Source organism: Psychrobacter sp. PP-21 (genome assembly GCF_033790785.1).
In the GTDB taxonomy this organism is placed as follows: Bacteria; Pseudomonadota; Gammaproteobacteria; order Pseudomonadales; family Moraxellaceae; genus Psychrobacter.
Genome location: NZ_JAMYEB010000002.1, coordinates 134,446 through 157,948 on the forward strand (window position 1 = coordinate 134,446; position 23,503 = coordinate 157,948).

The window sequence follows — 23,503 nt, forward strand, 5'->3', positions numbered from 1 at the left end:
ATCATCAGGTATGACCTGCTTTTTTTCGTCACTTTTAGCGCGATATAACCCCATCCTTTATTCATGTATGCGTATACTACGAGTACGTCATTCTGTATGATGAGCGCTTGACTATAGGCACCTCTTTGCATTACTAGGCGCCTCATCCTTCGACAATACGACAAAAATAAAACCTCATGATTGATATACAGAAAATTCTTGATGATATCGCCGCAGAAATGGCAGTTGAAACCGATCGCGGAAAAGTAGCAGACTACATACCTCAGCTGGCACATGTAGATGCAGACCAGTTTGGTATGGCAGTCGCTACCCCCGATGGACAGCTCTATACTGCAGGAGATGCTAGTACACTCTTCTCAATCCAAAGTATCTCTAAGGTATTTACCCTGACTATTGGTCTTGGCAAGCTAGGTGATGGGCTATGGACGCACGTTGGACGCGAACCATCTGGCGACCCCTTTAATTCGATTGTGATGCTCGAACATGAGACTGGTCGACCGCGCAATCCATTTATCAATGCCGGCGCTATCGCGGTGGTGGATGCTATTATGATGGGTCATAAACCCAAAGAGACATTGGGTGAGATTCTTCAATTTGTTCACCTTATTGCAGATGATGAGTCAATTCGTTTTGATCATAAAGTAGCCGCATCTGAGATGGCGCATAAAGACCGAAACGCCTCTTTAGCACACTTTATGAAATCCTTTGGTCGTTTAAAACATGAGGTGGACAATGTATTGGGTACCTATTTTCATCAATGCTCGATTGCCATGAATTGCCAACAGTTAGCCAGTGCCGGTCTATACTTAGTCTCCAATGGGGTTGATAAGCACTCAGGAGTACGTGTGATCAATGAACACCGAGCACGGCGTATCAACTCACTCATGATGATGTGTGGTCATTACGATGGTTCTGGAGAGTTTGCTTACCGTGTAGGCTTGCCTGGTAAAAGCGGGGTTGGTGGCGGTATTTTGACCATAGCACCCGGTAAAGGCTCTATCGCGGTATGGTCACCAGGGCTTGATCATATAGGCAACTCTAAACTTGGATTAAAAGCGCTAGAGCGTTTTGTGCAAGAAACTGGTTGGTCAGTTTTTGCAGAATAAGCACGACATCTATATGTGCTTAGATTAGACATTTACTTTTCATAACAATATCTTATCCACTATTGCTAAGATGATTAAAAAGTATCAAGTTTGCAGGGTTATTATGTCCCTTGGTAAGCATATAGTAAGCGCACAAAATACGCCTTGCTTAGTGAGCGAACGCTTAGTATAGTAAAACGTAATGATATACAGCATATAGCGTACAGCTCAGTTTTTTGCTGTTCTGGCTGATATATCAGTCACTGCACAACTTTTAATTTATTTTTTATAACCAATCCACTTAACTATTAATCCAAAGGATATTTGTATGGCTATTAGCTTAACAAAAGGCGGCAACGTAAACTTATCAAAAGAAGCGCCAGGTTTAACTAACATTACAGTCGGTCTAGGCTGGGATCCACGCGCAACTGACGGTCAAGAGTTTGACTTAGATGCCATTGGCTTTTTGATCAATGAAGCAGGAAAAGTCCGTAATGACCAAGATTTTATCTTTTTTAACAACCTAAAATCAGATAACGGCGCTGTCGAGCATACTGGTGACAACCGCACTGGTGAAGGCGATGGCGATGACGAAAAAATCAAAATCAATCTTGCTAACATCCCATCTGATGTAAACAAAGTAGCCATCTGTGCCATCATTTATGAAGGTCAGGCACGTAACCAAAACTTTGGTCAAGTTGGCGATGCTTATATCCGTGTCGTAAACGATAATGGCGAATCTGAAATCGCTCGTTACGACCTATCAGAAGACGGTAGTACTGAAACGGCTATGATCTTCGGCGAGTTATATCGTCATAACGGTGACTGGAAATTCCGTGCTGTTGGTCAAGGCTTCAGTGGTGGTCTTGGACCATTAGCAGCCTCTTATGGCGTCAACGTATAATATCAAAATAACGTAAACGTCTGACCAGCCAATTATCGCAATCAGGTGATTGCGATAATTATGAGCCATCAAGTGTGCCCTTTTAACGCATTTGATGGCTTTAAATTTAATTGGCTGACTAAAAAGCTATTTAAAAAAGATATTAGAATAAGGATTTGCCACCCATGTCCGCAACATTCAGTTTGATCGGTACTATTGAGCCTTTTTTACACTGTAATCTCAAAAAAGGCGATTCGATATATTGTGAAGCCAATGCAATGGTAATGATGGAGTCTAACCTTGAGTTAAAAGGTAAGCTCCAAGGTGGACTTATGCAGTCACTCATGCGCCGTTTCGCCAATGACGAATCATTGTTTCAGCAGCAGATTGAAGCAGTCAATGGTGAAGGCGATTGTCTGCTCGCACCTACGCTAGATGGCGATATGCAAATCATCGAGGTCGGCAAACAGCAATATACACTCAGCGATGGTGCGTTTGTTGCCGCGCAGACAGGGGTCGATATTAGAGCCAATATTCAGCGTAATCTGGGCGGTGCCGTATTTGGGGATACTGGTGGCTTCATGGTCATGCAGACCCAAGGTCAAGGACAGGTAGTGGTATCTGGCTTTGGCTCACTATTTGAGATTGAGGTGACGCCAGACAAAGATGTCATCATTGATAACGGTCATGTCGTTTGCTGGGACTCGAACCTTGAGTATAAACTATCAGTTTCGACCAGTAAGAAAAAAGGCATTATGAGCAATATCATCAACTCTGTAACCAGTGGCGAAGGTATGGTTCTGAACTTTTCAGGAACGGGCAAAGTGATTATTTGCTCGCGCAATCGCGATAGCTATCAAGGTTGGTTACAGAGCGTACTAGGCAGTAGCTCAGGTGGACGCGGCGGCGGTGGCGGATTTTTAGATAATATTTTATAGCATTTTTTAATCACGTTTTTATTCGCAGTTTTTACTCACAATTATTATAAGGATACTCACATGGCAGTTAGTCTACAAAAAGGGCAGAAAATCTCCCTAAGCAAAGAAGCTGGCGGCGATCTGACTCAGGTTAAATTGGGTCTAGGCTGGGATGTCGCTCAAGGTCCACAAGATAAAAAAGGTGGCTTTTTAGGCAAACTATTCGGCGGCGGTAGTGGCGGCGACTCTATCGACTTAGATGCTTCATGCATTATGTTCGATGCCAATAAACAAGCAGTTGACGCTATTTGGTTCAGTCAGCTGAAGTCAAAAGATGGCAGTATCGTCCATACAGGCGATAACCGTACTGGTGATGGCGATGGTGATGATGAAGTTATCAACGTCGATCTCTCAAGAGTCCCTGCCAATGTGGTCTCTCTAGTATTCACGGTCAATAGCTTTACCGGTCAAACTTTTGAGACCGTAGAAAATGCGTTTTGCCGTATCGTTAACGCTAACAATAATAGCGAAGTAGCACGTTATAATCTGTCAGCACAAGGTGGACATACCGCGATGGTAATGGCAAAAGTTTATCGTCATAACAACGAATGGAAAATGCATGCGATTGGTGAAACTGCCTCTGGTCGTACCTTCCATGACTTGATGCCTGCTATCACACCACATGCATAATTGACTTGATATTTTGATTGGATAATAATTTATCTGATTTATTGACTCATTTTATAATAAGAAAGCCCGTCTATTCACAGACGGGCTTTCTTATTTGCCCAGTCGCTTTTGTAGTAGTGGGGGTTTTTTCGAGTAGTATGGTTCAAGCCATTACTTACGTCCACGCTTCCAACTAAAACCCCAGTTGAAGGCTTTGTCCATTTCTTGATGGCCTTTAAAGTATTGATTGATGCGCTCTACATTGATACTGCCTTGCTGATTGACCAAACGCGCAATTGCACACATCGGCAAGTTACCAGCCCCTTCTGTTAGACGGGTCTCAATCGGTGACTGGTCCGGTACATGAATGGTCACAACACCATCGGTTTTTTCCCAGTTTGGCGCGCCTTCATAAATAAAGGCGAAAATAAACACCTCCTCAATCTGTGACCACTGCTGACCATTGATATCGAGCCACTCACCGCCACTCACCTGTCCCGTTCTATCATCGGCTCGCAAGCACACATACGGCGCTGTTTGCAGACTACCAAAACGGTCACCCAACGCTTGAATCAAAGTTTTTTCGCCGTTCTTTAGATGAATCATCGCGCCAACATCAAGATCAATACCGCTCGCTTGATGCTGTTTAAATAGATCTCCTAGGATGCCTTTTTTGGGAGCTGACTTGTTACTCTCTGGACGTTGGTTCCAGTCCAAGTTCACTGAAATCTTACCAAAGTCATCGCGTTTTTTAAGATTGATGCTCGATTGGTTTTTGGTTAACGTAATTTTGCTTAGATTAATCGACGGACTGGTAGGAATCGGTGGCGGAGTACTCGCTTGAGAGGTGTTGCCTGCTTTTTGCGTATTGATAGGTCGCTGCGTATTGATCGGTTGCGACTGATTTTGTACAGGGTTTTGCTGCTGCGCTGGTGCCTCATCTGCGATTTCGACTCCGAAATGTTCAGACAACGGTTTTAACCCACCTTCAAATCCTTGAGCAATAAAACGAAACTTCCAACTACCCTGACGACGGTAGCACTCCGCCAAAATAATGGCTTTTTCGTTACGCCCAGCAGCACTCAATTGGCAACTCATGAGTACCTGACTGCCTTGTAGGACTTGAATATCCACGTCGCCAACTTGGGCCAATGCCTGCGCACTAGAAAATGCCAAAGCGATTTTTTCGATACTCGTAGGTTGTGCAGGTAAGTTGATATCAAAAAACCCATCACTATCGTGACCACGAAAGCTAACGCTGCCATCATCGCTACGGGTCTGTCCATAAAATATCATATCGCCATCGCCGCGTACTTTGCCATCTGTGGTTAGGCGATACGCCGCGCAGTCGATAGCGCTTTGGCTCAAGATACGAATACTGATATTGTCAGTTGGTAGCGGTGCATTGGCACCTGCCACTAATGTTTGAGGTTGCACTTGACTCATTATCTGTCCTTTGGATTATTTATTATTTCGCTGTCGTTTTGATTACTATGTCCATCATCGTCATATAGTAGCATGGATATTATGAGAGTTTTGAACCGAGCAATCATACTTTGAGTCATAAAAACACTCTGAAAAACCCATGTGACTATTTCACGAGAGGCATTTATAAGAAGCGCCATTTGTATATAATACATGCTGCTAGATGATATCGTCTTGCCCTTATTGCTACCAGTTTTGCGGTAGCAATGCTGATTGATCCTGTTCCCTACACACAATGATAACGCTGAGAAAACTATGAATAACCTTGCTAACGATAGCGTCCACTCCACACCAGTAGCTGCTTGGTTAGCTGAAGGTCAGTCCAGCCAGCGCGATATGTTAGAGAGCCTGCAGACTCTAAAAAACCAGTTAAACGACTCTTTTAATATTATCGCCTCACACCGTCACAACCGTCCTGAGATTTTTGAATTTGCTGATAGGGTCTATCGCGAACCATATCCAGCAAAAGTAGGCATAGTTGATGAGATAAAAGAAATGACCGAGTCAGCTACGCCGCGCTGGCAATTCGTCTTAGAGCACGCCAAAGCAAACAATGTCCAAGTATTGTTGACTGGGCGTAATGGCGTCGATTACGAAGCACACCGCGAGATATTTGATGCGGCGGGTATTCGTTTGCTAACAGGAGCAACGAGCGTTGCAGCATTGGAGTCAATCGAAGATAAGTTTGCCTTTATGCAGCAGTGTCATGAGCACAGTATTCCTGTCGCTGATGCTTGGCGCTTTGACAATACCGCTGAGCTTGAGGCTTTACTCGCTGAGCACGGTCATCAGCCCCTATGCGTCAAACCTGTCGTCGGTATTTTTGCCCAAGGATTTTGGCGCTTGGATACAGGCAAGTCTGAAGACAGTGCTTACGATAGCTTTGAGCATTTATACTTTACTGAAGAGAAAAAAATAAATACCGCGCAGTTTATCAATGCTTACAACAATAGCGTAATGGTACATAAGCGCCCTATCCCTATGCTGCTTATGCCTTATCTATCAGGGCAAGAGTACTCAATCGATGTGGTCTGCGAATATGGTGAAGTACTAGCGGCCGTTACTCGCTATAAGACAGGCAAGATCCAGCATATTGGCTATGATCGATCAGTCATGGACGTGGTTATTCCATTGATTAAAGCCTTTGGCTGTGACGGTATCGTGAGTGTACAAACCAAAGCTGATGATAACGGACAGCACTGCGTCCTTGAGATTAATAGCCGCCCATCTGGTGGTATTGGTTACACCACGCATAGCGGGATCGATTTGACGCAGGTCGGTTTTGGCTATTGGCTCGGCCTGACCGAGAAACCAAAGTTGGCTGATATCACGCAGAAAATAGAGCCGTGTCAAGTACGCTCTATCATGGTGAGTGTCAAAATTGACGACACTACTGAGTAACTGAAGATGCTGCTGAGTGCCTGATTGCATACTTAAAAATACGACGTGTCAATAACCACATTAGCAGGCTCAAAAAGTAGCCACAAAAAAAGGGTTTTAGATGATTATCTAAAACCCTTTATGCTGTATTTTTGATATATCAATAGCAAAACAGCAACTTAAAACTAGTCACCAAATACCAGTGTTGCTTTTTTAGGTGCATTCTTAGATGCAATAAACCACAACAAGCCCAATACGATAGCCGAACCGATAAAAATCATAATCGATGAAGATATAGCACTGTCATGTGTATAACCCATATCCATCATATTACCAGTCATATTCATCTCCATCGCTGCCATACCAACGTAATGCATACCGCAAACGGCGATGCCCATAATAAACGCACTACCAAAACGCTGTAGCGTACCGCGTAGATTGAAGGCCAACCATAATGCCGCAATAGCAGCCACGATAGCAATCACAATAGATGTAATCAGAAGCGGTATGTTGTATGACATAGTCGCATCCATTTGCATCGAAGCCATACCAGTATAGTGCATGGCTGCAACACCCAGACCTGTCAAAACACCACCGCCGATCAATCTACCGGTGCTAGAGTCGCCGCGTCCTACAATGATAATTCCCACAGCCACAAAGCCAACAGCCAGCAACATCGAGACAATCGTCAGACCTAAATCATACGTAACTGGCATCTTCATATCGACTGCCATCATACCGATATAATGCATCGACCAAATAGCACCACCAATCGCAATCGAAGATAGCGCAACCCAAAAATAAAGGTCTGAACCTGGTTTTGCAGAGGGTACTCGAATGGCAAGATTTAAACCAACATAAGAGCCAAATACTGCAATGGCATAAGAGACCAGTACCAAAAGTAAGTTATATTCAACTTCAATCATTTTTTTGCCTTTTGTGTTTAATAAAAACTGAGCCATATAACACTGATTTGGATCAACTGCAGGACATCATACGCTCGCTATTGGTTTACATAGACAGTGAGTTATCTATGCGTCGTGCTGACCTACCCGATGGTAAATTCGCAAATATTGGTACTACTGGCGCCGCAATTAGTCTCTTTGACTTGCACCCTATCTACAGCAGGGTTACTTGCCAAAAACCCTTCTATGTACCCCACAACAAAGTGGCACCCTGAATGGTTGTGGTTTGCCGACTTGCAAAATGGACATTTGATTAAATAAATGACATTGTCTTTTGCTTTAATTTTGGATAACCCCTTCAGTGCTGGCACAAGCTCACGACTGATTGTCTTGGGCATTTTTAATGGGCTGCCCAGTGAATAATCTCGCTGATAAATACCGCCACCCACCTTGCGTCCCAACTCTTGCAACGCTGTTACACGGCGATCAAAAGGTAGGCTTGCCTCATACTCACTAACAATGTCTGCTATCTTAGGATAATAGGCACCAATGGCGGATAGAACACTTTTTTCGTCTAAAACCTTTTGTGCAGGCGCGGTTGATGAGCTACTCTCGTCATCTATTTCTAAATTAAAAAGCGTGCACCCTTCAATCGAAGAAAGATCATCGATTAGTTCTTCTTGTGTCTTGGAGCCCATACTTCTCGCAATGACGTGGATGATATTGCCACCATTTCCTGATGATTCTTGTCTTTGGGAGACAAGTTGATAACCCGCTTTGATAAGTGGCGAGATGACATTAACCAAACGGACACGTTCAGAAGACGTCTCTAATGCACAAGAAAATTTCAAAGGTCACTCCTTTTCTAAAATACGACTAAGCTGCTATACCGAACCATTTATATATCAGGCAGCATGTCTGATGGAAGCATCGAGCTTCTATACCATTGACTGTTGTGCAATATAGAGATTATGGAAAGGCGATATGTAAAATTCTTTTTTAACCATGCTATTCAGCATAGAATGACTAAACCGTCTTATTTTTAATAACTGATAAACGTGTAGGCATAGTTATCAAACATGGTATTACTTGCAGCTGGGCAACTTTTAGCTTTTCGTATATTTAAAGATAAAAAGTGAGCTTTAAGATAAGATTGGAACGGCTGGTCTTGAGTACTTCAAGTACGTGGTTAATTAGTACTTAGTAAGTGGTTACTTTATAGCTTCTTCATTTACTTCGTTAACAGTAATCTGCAATAAAGTTACTAAACAGTAATGAATTTTAATCGCATTATCATGATATTTATCTAGTCAAGCAAGACTTATTGATAGATTGTCCGATGGATGGTGACTATATCCGATAGATGGCTATCTATTATATAAACAAACATTAGTCTGCTTAATACAACGTTTTAGCATTATCATTGTGCTGTCTTCTATATATACTCTGATCTCTGTCATTTGTGCTTACCACAGATCACCGTTGCTAGTAGATAAACATGCTGCTTATTCTAAAATATAGCGATACTTTTAATTTTCTATTTGTATCATGATGTATGAGCACTACTTTTTATGTCACTAGTACAACTACATTCAACACTATAATGACCATGTAGACAAATAAAACATTCATTAGGACTATATGATGACAGCACAGACCGCGCTCGTGTTAGGCGCCAACACCTTTATCACAAACGCGCAGTGCTCGATTACCTTCTCTACCGCCACTCCGCTTAAATTTGGACAGCAGCTTGGGCTACTATGGCTGCCTCTAGATGCGAATCACAAAGCGGTTTGTAGCCCAGCCTATCTGCATGAACCGAAAGATTGGGCGACAATAAATAATTCAAAAGACCCAAATATATGGCAGCTTGACTTACCTACATTATTTGATAAAAAAGGCGTTTATTTTTTACAGCTGATTGCTTATGTTTATCATGATCCCAATCTCAACCTACCTGCAGTTGAGCTAACGGATGTTTGCTTGACGATCGATGATGGTGCCTTTCGCTATGACTTTACGGCGCGCGAACGTCACGTGAAAGCCGCTATCATATTAGAGATATATCAGCGTAATGGACAATTCAAATGTCGGGCGCTTGGTGAATCATCGACCCAAGGATTGGCAAGTCTTGAGCGGCGCGCACAGGTCAGTCTCGATATGCGACCACCTGATACACATGCGCGCATCATAGAGGCCCAGCAACAGCAAGCGCGTCCTAATAACGAAGTGCGTACGCCTCGTCAAGTGCAGTCAGGTGAGACGTGGACAGGCACAGCATTTGCCATTGATCCGTATCACCTGCTTACCTGTTATCATGTAATCGAGTCAGCCCAAATGATTGGTATACGCCAGCAGGGCCAGCCCGACCGCGAGGCACAAGTGGTACTCAGCGATATCGGTAGCGACTCCGCTATTATCAGAGTTAGCGACCCATTGCCTCACTATATTCCATTGGCGCAGCAGTGTAGTGATATATTGGGTGAAACCATTACAACGCTGGGATTCCCACTATCGGGACTGAGCAGTCAACTACAAGTGACGCAAGGCTGTATTTCAGGGCTAACGGGTTTGAATGATGATATCCGTTATCTTCAGTTTACCGCGCCCATTCAACCCGGCTCTAGTGGTAGTCCATTATTACTACCAACTGGCGAGGTCGTTGGTATGGTAACTGCCAGTCTGGTCCATGAACACGCACAAAACATGAACTATGCGGTAAAATTTCAGTTATTATCTGCGCTGCTTGCAAGCGCTGGTATCAGCTTGGAGAATAGGACTGATAGATCAAGCGATATGACTTTAACCACACCGCAACTCAGCAAGCAAAGCCGTAGCGCGTTATGGCTGGTTGGCTGTCAGGGTTAATGGTCTACTACAATGATAAACTCAAAAGAAAAACGGTATTAAGAAAGGACTGTTATATCAATGAAACTCAAAAGCATAGCCGTTCTTATCGATGCCGATAATGCTTCAGCTAATAACATTAATTATATTTTACATAAGATAGAGGGCATTGGTCACATTGCTTGTAAAAAAATCTATGGTGACTGGGGCAACGTACATATTCAAGGTTGGCAAGAAGCACTGCTAAAGCATGCTATCGACCCAATACAACATTTCGCCTATGCTAAAGGTAAAAATACGACTGATATTGGTCTGGTTATTGAAGCTATGGACTTACTACATAGTAGACACTACGACGGTTTCTGCTTAGTATCTAGCGATAGTGATTTCACCGCTTTGGCGCTACGCATAAGAAAAAACGGTATTAAAGTCTTTGGTTTTGGCAAACAACAGACCGTCAAAGCGTTCACACAAGCCTGTGATAACTTTTACTACGTGGAAGATTTAGTAACTTTACCAAAAACACTACCCATCAGCGAAAACAAAGACGCGCCCAGCCTTGATATTAAGACTAAACCATTGCTTCCTATCACCGAATCCAAGACATCACCCGAAAAATGGACAACCAAAGCACTTCAGAAGCAGACACATCTTATTAGCGTTTTAAACAAGCTGATAAAAGAAGACCCAAATTCTGCCAAAGGCTGGTCAAATTTATCTTATCTTGCTAGCCAGATTAAACAACACCATACAAATATCAAGTTAGATAGATACGGCTATGCAAAGTTTTCAGAATTAATTATAGCAATGGCGTTATATGATATACGCACTGTGAACAAAGTTATTTCTATTAAACTAAAAAACTATGCATTGCCAACTTCAAGTGTAGCGCCAAACGACAATGCCACATCAGTATGGGATGAGAGACGCTTAAAATGTGATACCAAATTATTGAATAGTCTACGCGCCTCCATCATTGATCACCCAAATGCAGATAGCGAACGCTGGGTAAATTTTGGAATAGTTGGTAATGCTATGAAAACGCATTACTCAACCCTAGATCCTAAAAGTTATGGCTATACCAGACTCTCTGACATGATTAAAAATATCAGAATATTTGAAACCAAAACGGTAAACTCTACGCTCTATGTACGTCATAAAGCCAAATGAACATAAGCAATAAATGAGATCTGATAATACATAGGACAACAAGAAACAATGAATGATACAAATCAAAATATACCATCTAACAAAACCTATAAACGCAGCATCACCCTACCTCGCGGCACGCTGGATCTGACCTATCAGACGAATGCAACCACTAATCGTGATTTGACACACAGCGACCACTATCAACTAGAAGACCTGCTTGGTTTTGCTCAGCGTATTAACCCAAAACGGGCGTTTTTGTTTGTCTCAAAAGTATTGGGTCGTCATATTCCCGTGTCACCCAGCACCATGCGAAATGCGTTTACTGATTTGACCAATTTAGTTCCTAATGATTTGCCCGAGCCAATTTTAGTCATCGGTATGGCAGAGACTGCGGTCGGTCTATCGGCAGGCGTGCATCAAGCGCTACAAGTACGCTATCCGCAGGCATTGCTACTGAACTCTACTCGTCATGCTCAGCATGATGAAAGCATTGAACTGGGTGAACAAAGCGTTACTAATGGTGCTAATTCGTTATTCACGACTTTTTGTGAAGATCACAGTCATGCCAGCCAGCATTTGATTTATCAAAGTACAGATAGCATCACACAAGCACAGCTGCTCGCTAGCAAAACGCTAATCATGGTCGATGACGAAGCGTCAACAGGCAATACCTGTGTTAATGTCGTCACGGCTTTACGTGATGCAGGGCTGACACAATTAGAGCAAGTGCATCTAACGACCTTGGTGGATTGGTCATTGGATCAAGAAAATACAAACCAGCAGACAGATGACGCTCAGCCTGGGTGTATGGCGGATCGTTTGATTGGCATTGAGTTTCATCGTCATCACTTACTGTCTGGTGCATGGCAATGGACAGACGCGCCCAACCCAGAGCCTATCACTATGCCATCGGTTGATACTACCGCAGCAGGTAGTCAGGCGCTTGGGTTTACGGGCAACTGGGGACGCTTTCCTACATTGAATAGCACAGATGGGTTTGATAGCTACCTGCTGCGCTTTCAAACAGCATTTGCAGGATTTCATAATCAAGACAGCTTTGATATCGCTCAATTACCAAAAAAAATATTGGTATTGGGCAGTAACGAGTTTGTGTGGTTGCCGTTTTTATTAGCCGAATGGCTTGAGACAATGTCTCAAAATTCCAAATCTGACACAGATGCTATCGTGAAATTTAGTGCGTTGACTCGCTCACCGATTGCGCTTGGCGGTGCCATCACTACCATGCTGAGCTTTCATGATAATTACGGATTGGGTATGACCAACTTTGCTTATAATGTCGATCCCAATGAGTGGGACTTGATTGTGTTGTGTGTAGAAACGGCTGCTGATAGCGTCGATGCGATGTGGCGCAGTTTGGATAATGTTTTGGTGGTCAGTCCGACGACTTAAACCATTCTTTCACCTTCATACTTCCTGTTTATGGACGACGTCATGACTATCCCATTTTTTAAAGCCAATCTCGATGTTATCAAACCATATGCCTTGATGGATTTGGACGATACACTTTTTCAAACCCAACGTAAAATCGACGCATGGGACTTGCCTACTGCTGAAGCTGAAAACTTAGTATGTGCGACGGTCAATAAGCAAAACGAGCCACTCAGCTTTATGAGTCAGCGCCAAGCGAGCTTTTTTAACTGGTTACTGGCTAGTACCGACCTAATAGTCGTTACGGCGCGTGATCGTAGTGAAATTAAGCGTGTTAAATTACCGTTTGACAGTTGGCAAGTATTGACTCATGGTGCCATTATTTTGATGGCTGATGGGCAGCTACTAAGCAAATGGCAGCAACATATGTATGACAAGCTTGCACCATTGCAAGATAAGTTAAACCAACTGAGCGAGCTGTTTGCTAGTCATAGCAAAAGCGAGCAAAGCCAGTTGGTATTTACGCCGCATATTGATTGCTTTAACAATGGCTCTGTCGAGGAAGAATTAACCATTTATTTAGCGATTAAACACGCGCAAAAAGACCATCAAGCATTGGTCGACTTAGCCAAACAATTACCAGCATTGATACGTGATTTTGAGCAAGATTTTTATGTACACGTCAATGCCAATAATCTAGCGATATTGCCTCATGCGGTACATAAGCATCATGCCGTACAGTTTTTGTTAGACAATCATTTAGATCATCAGCGTCCTAGTTTTGGCTTTGGTGATAGCTTAGCAGATTTACCTTTTCTGCAACTGCTTGACTGGTACGGTATGCCAAGCCGCGGTCAAATACATGATCACTATCAGTCTTAGCTATCAGTTTAAACAACTAGTCCAAAAAACAGAGACATAACCTCATTATTATCACGAGTGCCATTATTCATATTATGACTTTACCTAATATACAGACCCATAGAGCCAATCTAAACAATTACGGCTCAGGCAGCTATCTTGCAAGCGATGTGACGGTCCTACTCAATATCGTCGATAAAGATGCTGTTGCCGATGTGCCGGTCAGTCAAAAAGAGGCACTCATTCAAAGTGGGCAACGTCACTACTCTGACATGTTGACCTTAGAGCAAGCGCCTACCGCGATGCATGAGCAGCTATACCGTCAAGCGCTAACGCAAGGTGGTGAGAGAGCCGCAACTGATATCGCACACTTAGCGCATACCCTACGTGATGTCTTTGGTCATGATGTCAGTGATGAGCATCCGCTGATCTTGGTGAGCTTGGTACGGGCAGGTCTACCGATTGGCGTACTATTGCAGCGTGCGCTGTCTGATACAGAGAGTAGCTACTATCTACCAAGCAAGCATTATGGTATCAGTATCATTCGTGATCGCGGGCTTGATCCTGCAGCGCTGCAAATGCTGCTGGACGCGTACCCAAACAGTCCGATTGTATTCGTCGATGGCTGGACAGGTAAAGGCGCGATTTATCAGGAGCTTGCGCGCAGCTTAGATGTATTTAGCGATACGTCTCATGCCAGATTTGCCAATATTTTTCACCAAGGCGCGAATGTCATTCCACTATTGACTCTTGCTGATCCAGCTGGCGTTGCTTGGCTCGCGGCTAGCGCGGAAGACTGGTTAATTCCATCAGGTTTATTAAATAGCACCGTATCAGGGCTGATTTCGCGCAGCTTATATACCGAGCCGCAATCAGGTCTTCATCGCAGTGTTTTTTATGAGGATTTGATAGAGGCAGATCATAGTTTGGCATTTATCGATCATGTCGATGCAACGAGACGCTCACTGACCGCGCCACCAGAGTGTTTGCCAACCTATCAGCAGCCACGCTACCAGACAGCTGCATTGATAGATACGCTCGCAGCAGACTATGGCATCACTAATCGCAACCGTATTAAGCCAACTATCGCCGAGGCGACGCGCGCTATCTTGCGCCGTGATCCGGAGCGTATATTGCTCGCGACCGCGGCGCATCCTGATACCGTACTACTGCGTCATTTATGTGAGCAACGAGGCATCACTATTGACGTATTAGGTGATAAAATACTGCCTTATCAAGCCATCACTCTGATCAAGCAACGCACGACAGACAATTAATACCTGTAGCACAAATTCATCTCGCATGATTGAACGCTTGCCCCTTATTCCTCTATTTATGATGCCAACTATGTCAGATACCAAACACAATGAGTCAGAGCTTTACCACGATACCCAGTCTTATGCACATCTGATTACTGAGCGTCATGCGATGATCAGACCGCATACGCATCATCCCTATCAGCTGGGTGCTAGCCTATACATGCCTGCTACTCGGCAAGATATTTGGCAAGTCATCAAGCGCGACAAGCTACCTACGATCAACAGTATTATTATTTGTCTAGAGGATGCTGTCAGTCATGAGGACGTTGAGCTGGCACTTGAGCGCTTGCGTATATTGCTGGATACTTGGGCTGAACATGTCAACAGCATCAATGCGCCCTCTAGAGCCGCTGCTATTCACGCACAGCATCCCACGCGACCATTGGTATTTATACGCCCGCGTAGTCCATCGATGTTACAACAACTGGCGGACTATGCTCATATCGACCTGATCGACGGTTTTGTTATGCCAAAAGTCGATATGTATAGCCTATCCAATTGGCGGATGGCTTGTCAGAACCTCAGTATCGACCACCTACTCATGCCAACACTCGAAACTGCCGCACTGTTTAGTCCGCATCATAACCAAGAGCTGGCCATTGCTTTTAAGGAGGCCTTTAGTCAGCCTGTATTTGCGCTCCGTATTGGTGGTAATGATCTATTTGCAGCGCTGCGTCTACGTCGACCAAAAAACAGCATTATCTATGATACGCCTATCGGCACCCTTGCCTATCAGCTGCTTGGCTGTTTTGTGCCACATGGGTTTTATCTGAGCGCGCCTGTATTTGAATATCTAGATCAGCCAACACTGTTCATGCAAGAGCTAAACCATGATGTCAGCTTAGGTCTAGTGGGCAAAACGGTCATTCATCCGAGCCAAATCGCCTTAGTACAACAAGCTTACTGCGTGCCACTCAGCACATTAGATGAAGCACAAGCGATTCTACATAGTGAGGCCAAGGCCGTATTTAAGTACAATAATACCATGCTAGAGCCTGCCACCCATCGGGCATGGGCTACCGAAGTTGTCAACCGTGCAGAAGCTTTTGGTACCATTGATGATGGACATACGCCATATAGCTCACGGCGCTAGTCCTCCACTGCTTATTATATCTACAGTAAAAAAAGCCGATATCACAACAGCGATATCGGCTTTTTTATATAGATATTTGCTTAGGGGTTTTCTATAGATATGAGGCTTCAAAGCTCTCGAACAATATCTACATTAAGCACAGCTTTCCAAGAACTTATTAAGCACTCGATTGACCTGATCAGGCTCCTCTACTGTTGAGGTATGGCCTGCCCCTTTGATAACCGCAAGCTTAGATCCAGCAATGGCAAAATGCATTCGTTCAGACTTATCATAAGGCGTTGCTGCGTCTTCATCCCCAACGATGATGAGTGTCGGTGTCGTAATCTCACCCAGTTGCTCATAAGTGCCTGTCCGCTCGATGACGCCCATGGTCGCCTTAACCACACCGCCTTTACGATTACCCTGCAACATAGTGAGCCAGTGCTTACGGTCGGACTTGCGTAGCTTGTCCGTCAAAAACGTACTGCCAAACATAATCGGCATGACTTTGCTACTCACACGCTTTATACCGAGCCAACGAATGGCTTTGACCAGTTTACGATACTGCGGTATGTTTTTTGGATCTTCGGCGTCAGATGATGTCTCTAGTAAGCTGAGCGATAGCAGTAGTTCAGGACGCTTTATGGCGATACGCTGAGCCACAAACCCGCCCATGGACAGACCAACAAAATGACAGCGATCAATACCAAGCGCGTCGATTAGCCCAAGCGTATCTTCGGTCAGTGTCTCCATATCATAGCCAGATTTGGTAATCTGTGACTGACCCTGTCCGCGGAAATCAAAAGCAATGCAGCGATAATCTGATTTAAAATACGCCACTTGTTTTTCGTACATCTGCGAGCTCCACAGCAGACCATGAGCAAACACAATGACAGGCTTTTGCGTATCGTTAGGCGCGCTGTCTTCGTAATAGATATCAGCATTATTGATATTGATAGTTGGCATAATCACATCCTTGTTTGATTCATTGAAAATTTATATGTCACATGACATTCTTCTATGCTCAGCTTAGAATATTAGCATAGTCTATAAATGCATTCGGCAATGACCTCCTTGCTAGACAATCACGTCCTTGGATAATCCTTATCAATTTATACGACAAAACAGCACTCTTGACCAGTGTATAGATGTGTCTTGAGCGCTCATAAAATGCCCTTTTATAATCCGAGCAAGCTGCTATAGTAATTGGTATTGAATCATTTTTACCTTTATCTTATAGCATTCTCACTGATACAAAATATTAAAACCGTCATTTAAATAAGGAAATCTCAGATGTCAGAGCCTTTAGTCGATTATCAAGTTGAAAAACACATTGCGACCATTACCTTTAACGATCCAAAAAGCCTAAATGCTTTTGGTACCCCCCTAAAAAACCAAGTCTTGGTAGCACTAGACAAGGCTGAAGCAGACGATCAGGTACGAGTGATTATCTTGCAAGGCGCTGGCGGTAATTTCTCAAGTGGCGGCGATATCAAAGAGATGCTATCTGAAGGACTGGACAAAGAGGTTGTCTCTACCAAACTAAGAGGTATGGTAGAGGGCGCAGGAGAGGTCAGCTTGAAGCTACGCCAGGTGCATAAACCCATCATTGCCAAACTAGAAGGGGCTGTAGCTGGTGCTGGTATGAACTTGGCACTTACTTGTGACTTCCGAATTGCCGCAGACAACGCAAAATTTGTACAAGCCTTTGTCAATATTGGCCTAGTGCCAGATGCAGGTGGTATTTATTTACTGAATCAATTGGTCGGTGCCGCAAAAGCAACTGAACTTGTGATGCTAGGTGATAAGTTAAAAGCAGAAGATATGGCGCGCTTAAATTTAGTAAATAACGTGGTGAGTGCTGATGAGCTAGATGCTACCGTACAAGCATTGGCGCTACGATTGAGCCAACTACCAGGTAAAGCATTGGCTGCTATGAAGGAGAGCTTCAACGTACACGCCTTTGCTGGTTTGAGCGCAGCGCTAGATACGGAAGTAGAGCAACAGACAGTAATGGCAAAAACCGATGACTTTATAGAAGGGGTTAGCGCATTTATAGCAAAACGTAAACCTGTTTATCAAGGTAAGTAACAGAGTCAATGGCTAGGCAAGCTAAACGCCAAGTTAAATAACGAGACTGTAAGCACTTTAATCTGACAACTGAGTTTGTTTTGCTTAGATGGACTATAAGGATACTATCAAAAAAGGGCTGCCACTATGGCAGCCCTTTTCTATTCAGCGCCCTTTATCAAGAGGCCGTCGCGGGGTCATAATGATAAGGCAAGGTAAATATTTTATCGAAAATAAAGGTAAATACAAAGTTATATATTAAGAAGAAAACCATCAAAGCTGCCTCCATCATAAATGCTTCGATCAAGCCGACATCGTACCAGATGATGTATATTGGTAAGCAAATCAATACCAGACCGATTTCAAAAATCAGCGCATGCGCACTGCGAATCAGCAACGTACGCTCGGCTATACGCCTGCGCTGCTCCCAAGTCTCAAAAGCGGTGTTGTATAAAAAGTTCCAAATAATCGCAGCGAGCGATATCATCATAGCAGCGGGCAGCGATTCTGATGCATCACTATTGCTAAGCTTCATGAGTACAAAGGTAGAGGATATGATTGCCAGAATCTCAAACACAATCACATAGACAATACGGCGTTTAACTGGGGATAAGGTAATCAACCAAGACTCCAAAGCACCTGTATTTAAACAGCAAAGTGCATATCAAAGTATCGGTCCGTCCCGAGATAGAAAAGATAAAGGAAGTGCAGAGCCACGGTTTCCGCCTGCACTTATATTATACATGAGATAGCTTTGGAAGTCAGTTAGTGCTTATATCGCAAAAAACCCCGCATCATTACGATACGGGGTTTTGTTTATTTAAAAACGTTTAACTTAAGCGTCAACCAAAATTAGCTCAACTGAGCAACGTTGATCTTGTCTGCTTCTTCCGTATAGTCTTCCATACGGTCGAAGTTCATGTATTGATAGACTTCATCACCCATGCTGTTTAGCATGCCAGCATACTGCTGATACTCATCGTTGGTTGGCAATTTACCAAGTACCGCTGCAACTGCTGCAAGCTCTGCAGAAGCGAGATATACGTTAGCGCCTTGACCTAGACGGTTCGGGAAGTTACGAGTAGACGTTGATACCGCAGTAGATTTCGGTGCGATACGTGCTTGGTTACCCATACATAGTGAACAACCTGGCATTTCAGTACGAGCGCCAGCTTGTGCATAGATGTTGTAGTAGCCTTCTTCCATCAACTGACGTGCATCCATCTTAGTCGGTGGTGCAATCCATAGACGAGTTTTTAGGCTACCTGCTGGTACGTCTTGTAGCAGTTTACCAGCGGCACGGAAGTGACCGATGTTGGTCATACATGAACCAATGAATACTTCATCAATGGTATCACCAGCGACGTCTGCTAGCGTTTTTGCATCATCTGGATCGTTCGGGCAGCAAAGAATAGGCTCTTTGATTTCGCTCATATCGATAGTGATGTCGATAGCGTATTCAGCATCATCATCAGCACGCATGAGGCTTGGGTTGGCAAGCCACTCTTGCATTTGCTCAACACGGCGACTGATCGTACGCGCATCGCCATAGCCTTCACTGATCATCCACTTAAGCAGCGTGATATTTGAGTTTAGATACTCAGTCACTGACGCTTCAGATAGCGTGATAGTACAACCAGCAGCACTACGCTCAGCTGAGGCATCAGACAATTCGAACGCCTGCTCAGCGGTCAAATCTTCTAGACCTTCGATTTCAAGAATACGGCCGTTGAACTCGTTGATTTTGCCTTTCTTATCAACAGTCAAGTAACCTTCTTTGATCGCTTGATAAGGGATCGCATGTACGAGATCACGTAGGGTGATACCCGCTTGACGCTCACCAACAAAACGAACACGGACAGATTCAGGCATATCAAGTGGCATGACACCAGTTGCAGCTGCGAACGCAACCAGGCCAGAACCCGCTGGGAACGAGATACCCATTGGGAAACGAGTATGCGAGTCACCACCAGTACCAACGGTATCTGGCAATAGCATACGGTTCAACCACGAGTGAATGATACCATCACCTGGACGTAAGCTGACGCCGCCACGGTTCATGATAAAGTCAGGTAGTGTATGCTGAGTCTCAACGTCAACTGGCTTTGGATAAGCAGCAGTATGGCAGAATGACTGCATGACTAGGTCCGCTTGGAAACCCAAACATGCCAAGTCTTTTAGCTCGTCACGCGTCATTGGACCAGTGGTATCCTGAGAGCCGACCGTAGTCATCTTAGGCTCACAATACATACCTGGACGTACGCCTGTTAGGCCACACGCTTTACCAACCATTTTCTGCGCTAGCGTAAAGCCTTTGCCCGTATCGGCTGGCTCTTCTGGCTTAGCAAATACGTCTGAATGACCAAGACCCATATATTCACGAGCACGGTTAGTCAAACCACGACCAACGATCAATGGGATACGGCCGCCAGCACGTACTTCATCAAGCAATGTTGGCGAGTTTAATGCAAACGTTGATAGCACTTCGTCAGAGTCATGCTTAGTGATTTTGCCTTCGTATGGATAGATGTCAAACACATCACCCATGTTTAGGTTATCAACGGCAACTTTTTCGATTGGCAATGCGCCAGAATCTTCCATGGTGTTAAAGAAGATAGGAGCGATATTGTTACCCAATACTAGACCGCCGCCACGTTTGTTTGGCACGTTAGGGATGTCTTCACCCATCAACCACAATACTGAGTTGGTAGCAGACTTACGACTAGAACCAGTACCAACGACATCACCAACATAAGCTAGCGGATGGCCTTTTTCTTTCAATTCTTCAATTTGCTTCATTGGACCAACAACGCCCTCTTCGTCAGCAGTGATGCCGTCGCGAGAGTTTTTGTGCATGGCTAATGAATGCAATGGAATATCAGGACGGCTCCATGCGTCTTGCGCAGGCGACAAGTCATCTGTATTGGTTTCGCCAGTGACTTTGAACGTCGTGTAAGTGGTTTTTTCTGCTACTGCATCACGGTTCAAGAACCATTCTGCGTCAGCCCAAGATTGAACCACTTCTTTAGCAATGGTGTTGCCCGCTTCAGCTTTTTCAGTCACATCATTAAATGCGTCAAATACCAATAGCGTTTTCTTTAGTGCTTCAGCAGCATCTTGTGCAACTTCACTGTCATCAAGGGCAGCAACTAGTGGCTGAACGTTGTAGCCACCTTGCATAGTACCTAGGATTTCAACCGCTTTTTGCTTGCTGATCAATGGTGATGACGTCTCACCCTTTAAGATAGCAGCCAAAAACGCAGCTTTTACGTAGGCTGCTTGGTCAACACCAGCAGGGATAAGGTTTTCTAACAAGTTCATCAAAAATGCATCTTCGCCTGCTGGCGGGTTCTTTAGTAATTCAACCAACTCTGCTACTTGTTTTTCGTTCAATGGTAGCGGAACCGTTCCTAGCTCAGCACGTTCTTCGACATGTTTACGATAAGCTTCTAACACAATAGTCGTCCTCGTCAGTTGGGGTTTAGCACATTGCGTGGGTAGTCAGTATGACTGCCTGCGTCTATATACTATAGGGAATAATTATCCGTGCAATCATAGCTTAAATCGCTCTAAATGTTAATGGCTCAGCCCTGAAAAGGCGCATAGTAAGGCCATATCGAACATTTATTATAAAAATAGTGCCATCAATAATATGATTGTCGCGCTCATTATAACTGGCATTCACTCGTACGCACGTATCAATAAGTGCTTGCTTTATGACTGAACAGACACCATATGACTGTTATACGCTTTTATAAGACATTATTAAGGACGACAAGATATGGACGATAGCAATATGGACAACAATACCAACTATGACAATGGGCTCAAAGTACGCACAGAGGTGATGGGTGAGCAGCATGTGAAGCGCTCGCTTGATGCGGCAACAGGATTTACTCAGCCACTACAAGACTGGATCATTGAGCACGCTTGGGGCAGCACATGGCAAGATGATTCAGTGCTACCGCGCAAGTACCGCTCATTAATTACCATTGCCTTTTTGATTGCACAAAAAAGCCCGACCGAGCTAAAAGGACACATACGCGGTGCCATCAATAATGGGGCTAGTGTCGCTGAGATTCGAGAAGTCCTCATGCATAGCTTGCCATACTGCGGTGCACCTGCCACACAAGAAGCATTTCGCGCCGCCATAGATACACTGAATGAGTTAGAAATCGACATAGATATTTAAAACTATGGTCGCTAGAGCAATCGTAGTAACCTTAATGATATTGTACAAAAAATACCTGCTAAATTTCTGCTATAATATCGCCACTCATAAAACATTTTGATAATTCCATAAACCCTTATAATATAAAGGGTTAAGAGATAATTCTATTATGACAACTGCCGTACAAACACATGTACCTGCTGCTAAGGTCAAACCCAAAAAAGCCATCCAAGGCGAAAAGCTGCGTGGTTACGATAAAGTTGCCCGTATCCCAATTAAAGTGATCCCGACCGTCGAGGCAAAGAAAAAGCCAGATTGGATTCGGGTAAAGATGTCATCGCCTAGCGAGGTGGCACGTATCAAAGCCACTTTACGTGAGCAAAAGCTCTACACCGTCTGTGAAGAAGCCGCCTGCCCTAACCTGCCACAGTGCTTCGCGGATGGTACAGCGACCTTTATGATTATGGGTGATATCTGTACCCGTCGCTGCCCGTTCTGTGATGTCGGTCACGGTCGCCCTAACGAGCTAGATAAGGATGAGCCGCGTCATACCGCTGAGACTATCGAAGGTCTAAAGCTCAAATACGCGGTAATCACCTCTGTCGATCGTGATGATCTAAAAGATGGCGGTGCTGGACACTTCGTTGAAGTACTAAACGAATCAAGAGCCCTTAGCCCAAACTGCTTGATTGAAATCCTAGTACCCGATTTCCGTGGTCGTATGGATATCGCTTTGGACTTACTGACAGAGACCGCGCCTGATGTGTTCAACCACAACATCGAAACCGTGCCACGTCTCTATAAAGCCTTCCGTCCAGGCTCTGATTATCAGCATTCACTCGACTTGCTTAAAATTTACAAAGAGCGTCGTCCTGATATCGCAACCAAATGCGGCTTTATGGTCGGTCTTGGTGAGACCGAAGAAGAGATCTATGCCCTACTTGATGATCTAAAAGCGCATGACGTAGACATGATCACCATTGGTCAGTACTTACAGCCTAGTAAGAATCACGCGCCCGTCGATCGTTACGTCCATCCAGACGAGTTCCAGCGTTATATGGACTACGGCAAAAAAATTGGCTTCTTTAGCATTTGGGCAGGTCCAATGGTGCGCTCAAGCTACTTTGCGGATCGTCAGTACTACGGCGAAGATTGCCCAGCGCCTATCCGTAGCAAAAAAGCATTAGAAGCTGAAGGCAAACTTGGCTGCTAATCTAGCTACAAAGCGATGTAAAAGTAGTTATTAATAACATTTACTAAGAACAGTTTTTGAGAATACGAAAAAAGGGTGAATAACA

20 protein-coding genes are annotated in these 23,503 nt (G+C 44.2%); 14 read left to right on the forward strand and 6 right to left on the reverse strand.

Annotated features, from left to right (window positions below):
- The first annotated feature begins 176 nt into the window (after positions 1 to 176).
- From NJD71_RS03415 to NJD71_RS03430, 4 genes are all read left to right on the forward strand, one after another.
- Complete coding sequence (locus tag NJD71_RS03415) at positions 177 to 1,106, forward strand: glutaminase (RefSeq protein WP_319050550.1); 930 nt, start codon at positions 177 to 179, stop codon at positions 1,104 to 1,106.
- Positions 1,107 to 1,413: 307 nt separating this feature from the next.
- On the forward strand, positions 1,414 to 1,989 hold the full coding sequence (locus NJD71_RS03420; RefSeq protein WP_319050551.1) for a TerD family protein: 576 nt from the start codon (positions 1,414 to 1,416) through the stop codon (positions 1,987 to 1,989).
- A gap of 164 nt (positions 1,990 to 2,153) precedes the next feature.
- Positions 2,154 to 2,906 (forward strand): TIGR00266 family protein, encoded by a 753-nt coding sequence (locus NJD71_RS03425; RefSeq protein ID WP_319050552.1) that lies wholly within the window; start codon positions 2,154 to 2,156, stop codon positions 2,904 to 2,906.
- Positions 2,907 to 2,966: 60 nt separating this feature from the next.
- Positions 2,967 to 3,575, forward strand: coding sequence for a TerD family protein (locus NJD71_RS03430; protein WP_319050553.1), 609 nt, complete (start codon positions 2,967 to 2,969; stop codon positions 3,573 to 3,575).
- A 150-nt stretch (positions 3,576 to 3,725) separates the two neighbouring features.
- Here the strand turns inward: NJD71_RS03430 and NJD71_RS03435 are convergent, their stop codons facing one another.
- A complete protein-coding gene (locus NJD71_RS03435) occupies positions 3,726 to 5,000 on the reverse strand; it encodes a TerD family protein (RefSeq protein WP_319050554.1) in 1,275 nt (424 codons plus the stop codon).
- A 294-nt stretch (positions 5,001 to 5,294) separates the two neighbouring features.
- On the opposite strand from NJD71_RS03435, the gene NJD71_RS03440 reads away from it, so the two are divergent.
- Positions 5,295 to 6,440 (forward strand): ATP-grasp domain-containing protein, encoded by a 1,146-nt coding sequence (locus NJD71_RS03440; RefSeq protein WP_319050556.1) that lies wholly within the window; start codon positions 5,295 to 5,297, stop codon positions 6,438 to 6,440.
- A gap of 164 nt (positions 6,441 to 6,604) precedes the next feature.
- Here the strand turns inward: NJD71_RS03440 and NJD71_RS03445 are convergent, their stop codons facing one another.
- Positions 6,605 to 7,345, reverse strand: coding sequence for an MHYT domain-containing protein (locus NJD71_RS03445; protein ID WP_319050557.1), 741 nt, complete (start codon positions 7,343 to 7,345; stop codon positions 6,605 to 6,607).
- A gap of 122 nt (positions 7,346 to 7,467) precedes the next feature.
- Positions 7,468 to 8,175 (reverse strand): hypothetical protein, encoded by a 708-nt coding sequence (locus NJD71_RS03450; protein WP_319050558.1) that lies wholly within the window; start codon positions 8,173 to 8,175, stop codon positions 7,468 to 7,470.
- A 793-nt stretch (positions 8,176 to 8,968) separates the two neighbouring features.
- Here NJD71_RS03450 and NJD71_RS03455 point away from each other — a divergent pair.
- The 6 genes from NJD71_RS03455 to NJD71_RS03480 all read left to right on the forward strand — a co-directional run bounded on the left by NJD71_RS03455 (position 8,969) and on the right by NJD71_RS03480 (position 15,985).
- Entirely contained in the window at positions 8,969 to 10,192 is a 1,224-nt protein-coding gene (locus tag NJD71_RS03455) for a S1 family peptidase (protein ID WP_319050559.1), read from the forward strand.
- Positions 10,193 to 10,252: 60 nt separating this feature from the next.
- Positions 10,253 to 11,341 carry an NYN domain-containing protein gene (locus tag NJD71_RS03460; protein WP_319050560.1) on the forward strand — a complete coding sequence of 363 codons (1,089 nt, stop codon included), beginning with the start codon at positions 10,253 to 10,255 and terminating at the stop codon, positions 11,339 to 11,341.
- A gap of 48 nt (positions 11,342 to 11,389) precedes the next feature.
- Entirely contained in the window at positions 11,390 to 12,733 is a 1,344-nt protein-coding gene (locus tag NJD71_RS03465; RefSeq protein ID WP_319050561.1) for a phosphoribosyltransferase domain-containing protein, read from the forward strand.
- A 42-nt stretch (positions 12,734 to 12,775) separates the two neighbouring features.
- Positions 12,776 to 13,594, forward strand: coding sequence for an HAD hydrolase family protein (locus NJD71_RS03470; protein WP_319050562.1), 819 nt, complete (start codon positions 12,776 to 12,778; stop codon positions 13,592 to 13,594).
- Between the two features lie 74 nt (positions 13,595 to 13,668).
- Positions 13,669 to 14,850 (forward strand): cysteine protease StiP domain-containing protein, encoded by a 1,182-nt coding sequence (locus NJD71_RS03475; protein WP_319050563.1) that lies wholly within the window; start codon positions 13,669 to 13,671, stop codon positions 14,848 to 14,850.
- A gap of 70 nt (positions 14,851 to 14,920) precedes the next feature.
- The gene (locus tag NJD71_RS03480; RefSeq protein ID WP_319050564.1) at positions 14,921 to 15,985 is read left to right on the forward strand and encodes an HpcH/HpaI aldolase/citrate lyase family protein; all 1,065 of its coding nucleotides are present in this window, start codon (positions 14,921 to 14,923) and stop codon (positions 15,983 to 15,985) included.
- Between the two features lie 132 nt (positions 15,986 to 16,117).
- Here NJD71_RS03480 and NJD71_RS03485 read toward each other — a convergent pair whose 3' ends face one another.
- Complete coding sequence (locus tag NJD71_RS03485) at positions 16,118 to 16,930, reverse strand: alpha/beta fold hydrolase (RefSeq protein WP_319050565.1); 813 nt, start codon at positions 16,928 to 16,930, stop codon at positions 16,118 to 16,120.
- A gap of 327 nt (positions 16,931 to 17,257) precedes the next feature.
- Between NJD71_RS03485 and NJD71_RS03490 the strand changes: the two genes are divergently transcribed.
- On the forward strand, positions 17,258 to 18,055 hold the full coding sequence (locus tag NJD71_RS03490; RefSeq protein WP_319050566.1) for an enoyl-CoA hydratase/isomerase family protein: 798 nt from the start codon (positions 17,258 to 17,260) through the stop codon (positions 18,053 to 18,055).
- 157 nt (positions 18,056 to 18,212) lie between these two features.
- On the opposite strand, the gene NJD71_RS03495 is transcribed toward NJD71_RS03490, so the two are convergent.
- Together NJD71_RS03495 and acnB are read right to left on the reverse strand one after the other, a co-directional pair.
- Entirely contained in the window at positions 18,213 to 18,656 is a 444-nt protein-coding gene (locus tag NJD71_RS03495; protein ID WP_319050567.1) for a PACE efflux transporter, read from the reverse strand.
- Positions 18,657 to 18,886: 230 nt separating this feature from the next.
- Positions 18,887 to 21,490 (reverse strand): bifunctional aconitate hydratase 2/2-methylisocitrate dehydratase, encoded by a 2,604-nt coding sequence (gene acnB, locus NJD71_RS03500; protein ID WP_319050568.1) that lies wholly within the window; start codon positions 21,488 to 21,490, stop codon positions 18,887 to 18,889.
- A 325-nt stretch (positions 21,491 to 21,815) separates the two neighbouring features.
- Here acnB and NJD71_RS03505 point away from each other — a divergent pair, with 325 nt between their 5' ends.
- Together NJD71_RS03505 and lipA are read left to right on the forward strand one after the other, a co-directional pair.
- Positions 21,816 to 22,226 (forward strand): carboxymuconolactone decarboxylase family protein, encoded by a 411-nt coding sequence (locus NJD71_RS03505; RefSeq protein WP_442967642.1) that lies wholly within the window; start codon positions 21,816 to 21,818, stop codon positions 22,224 to 22,226.
- Between the two features lie 148 nt (positions 22,227 to 22,374).
- Complete coding sequence (lipA, locus tag NJD71_RS03510) at positions 22,375 to 23,418, forward strand: lipoyl synthase (protein ID WP_319050569.1); 1,044 nt, start codon at positions 22,375 to 22,377, stop codon at positions 23,416 to 23,418.
- Positions 23,419 to 23,503 lie beyond the last annotated feature (85 nt).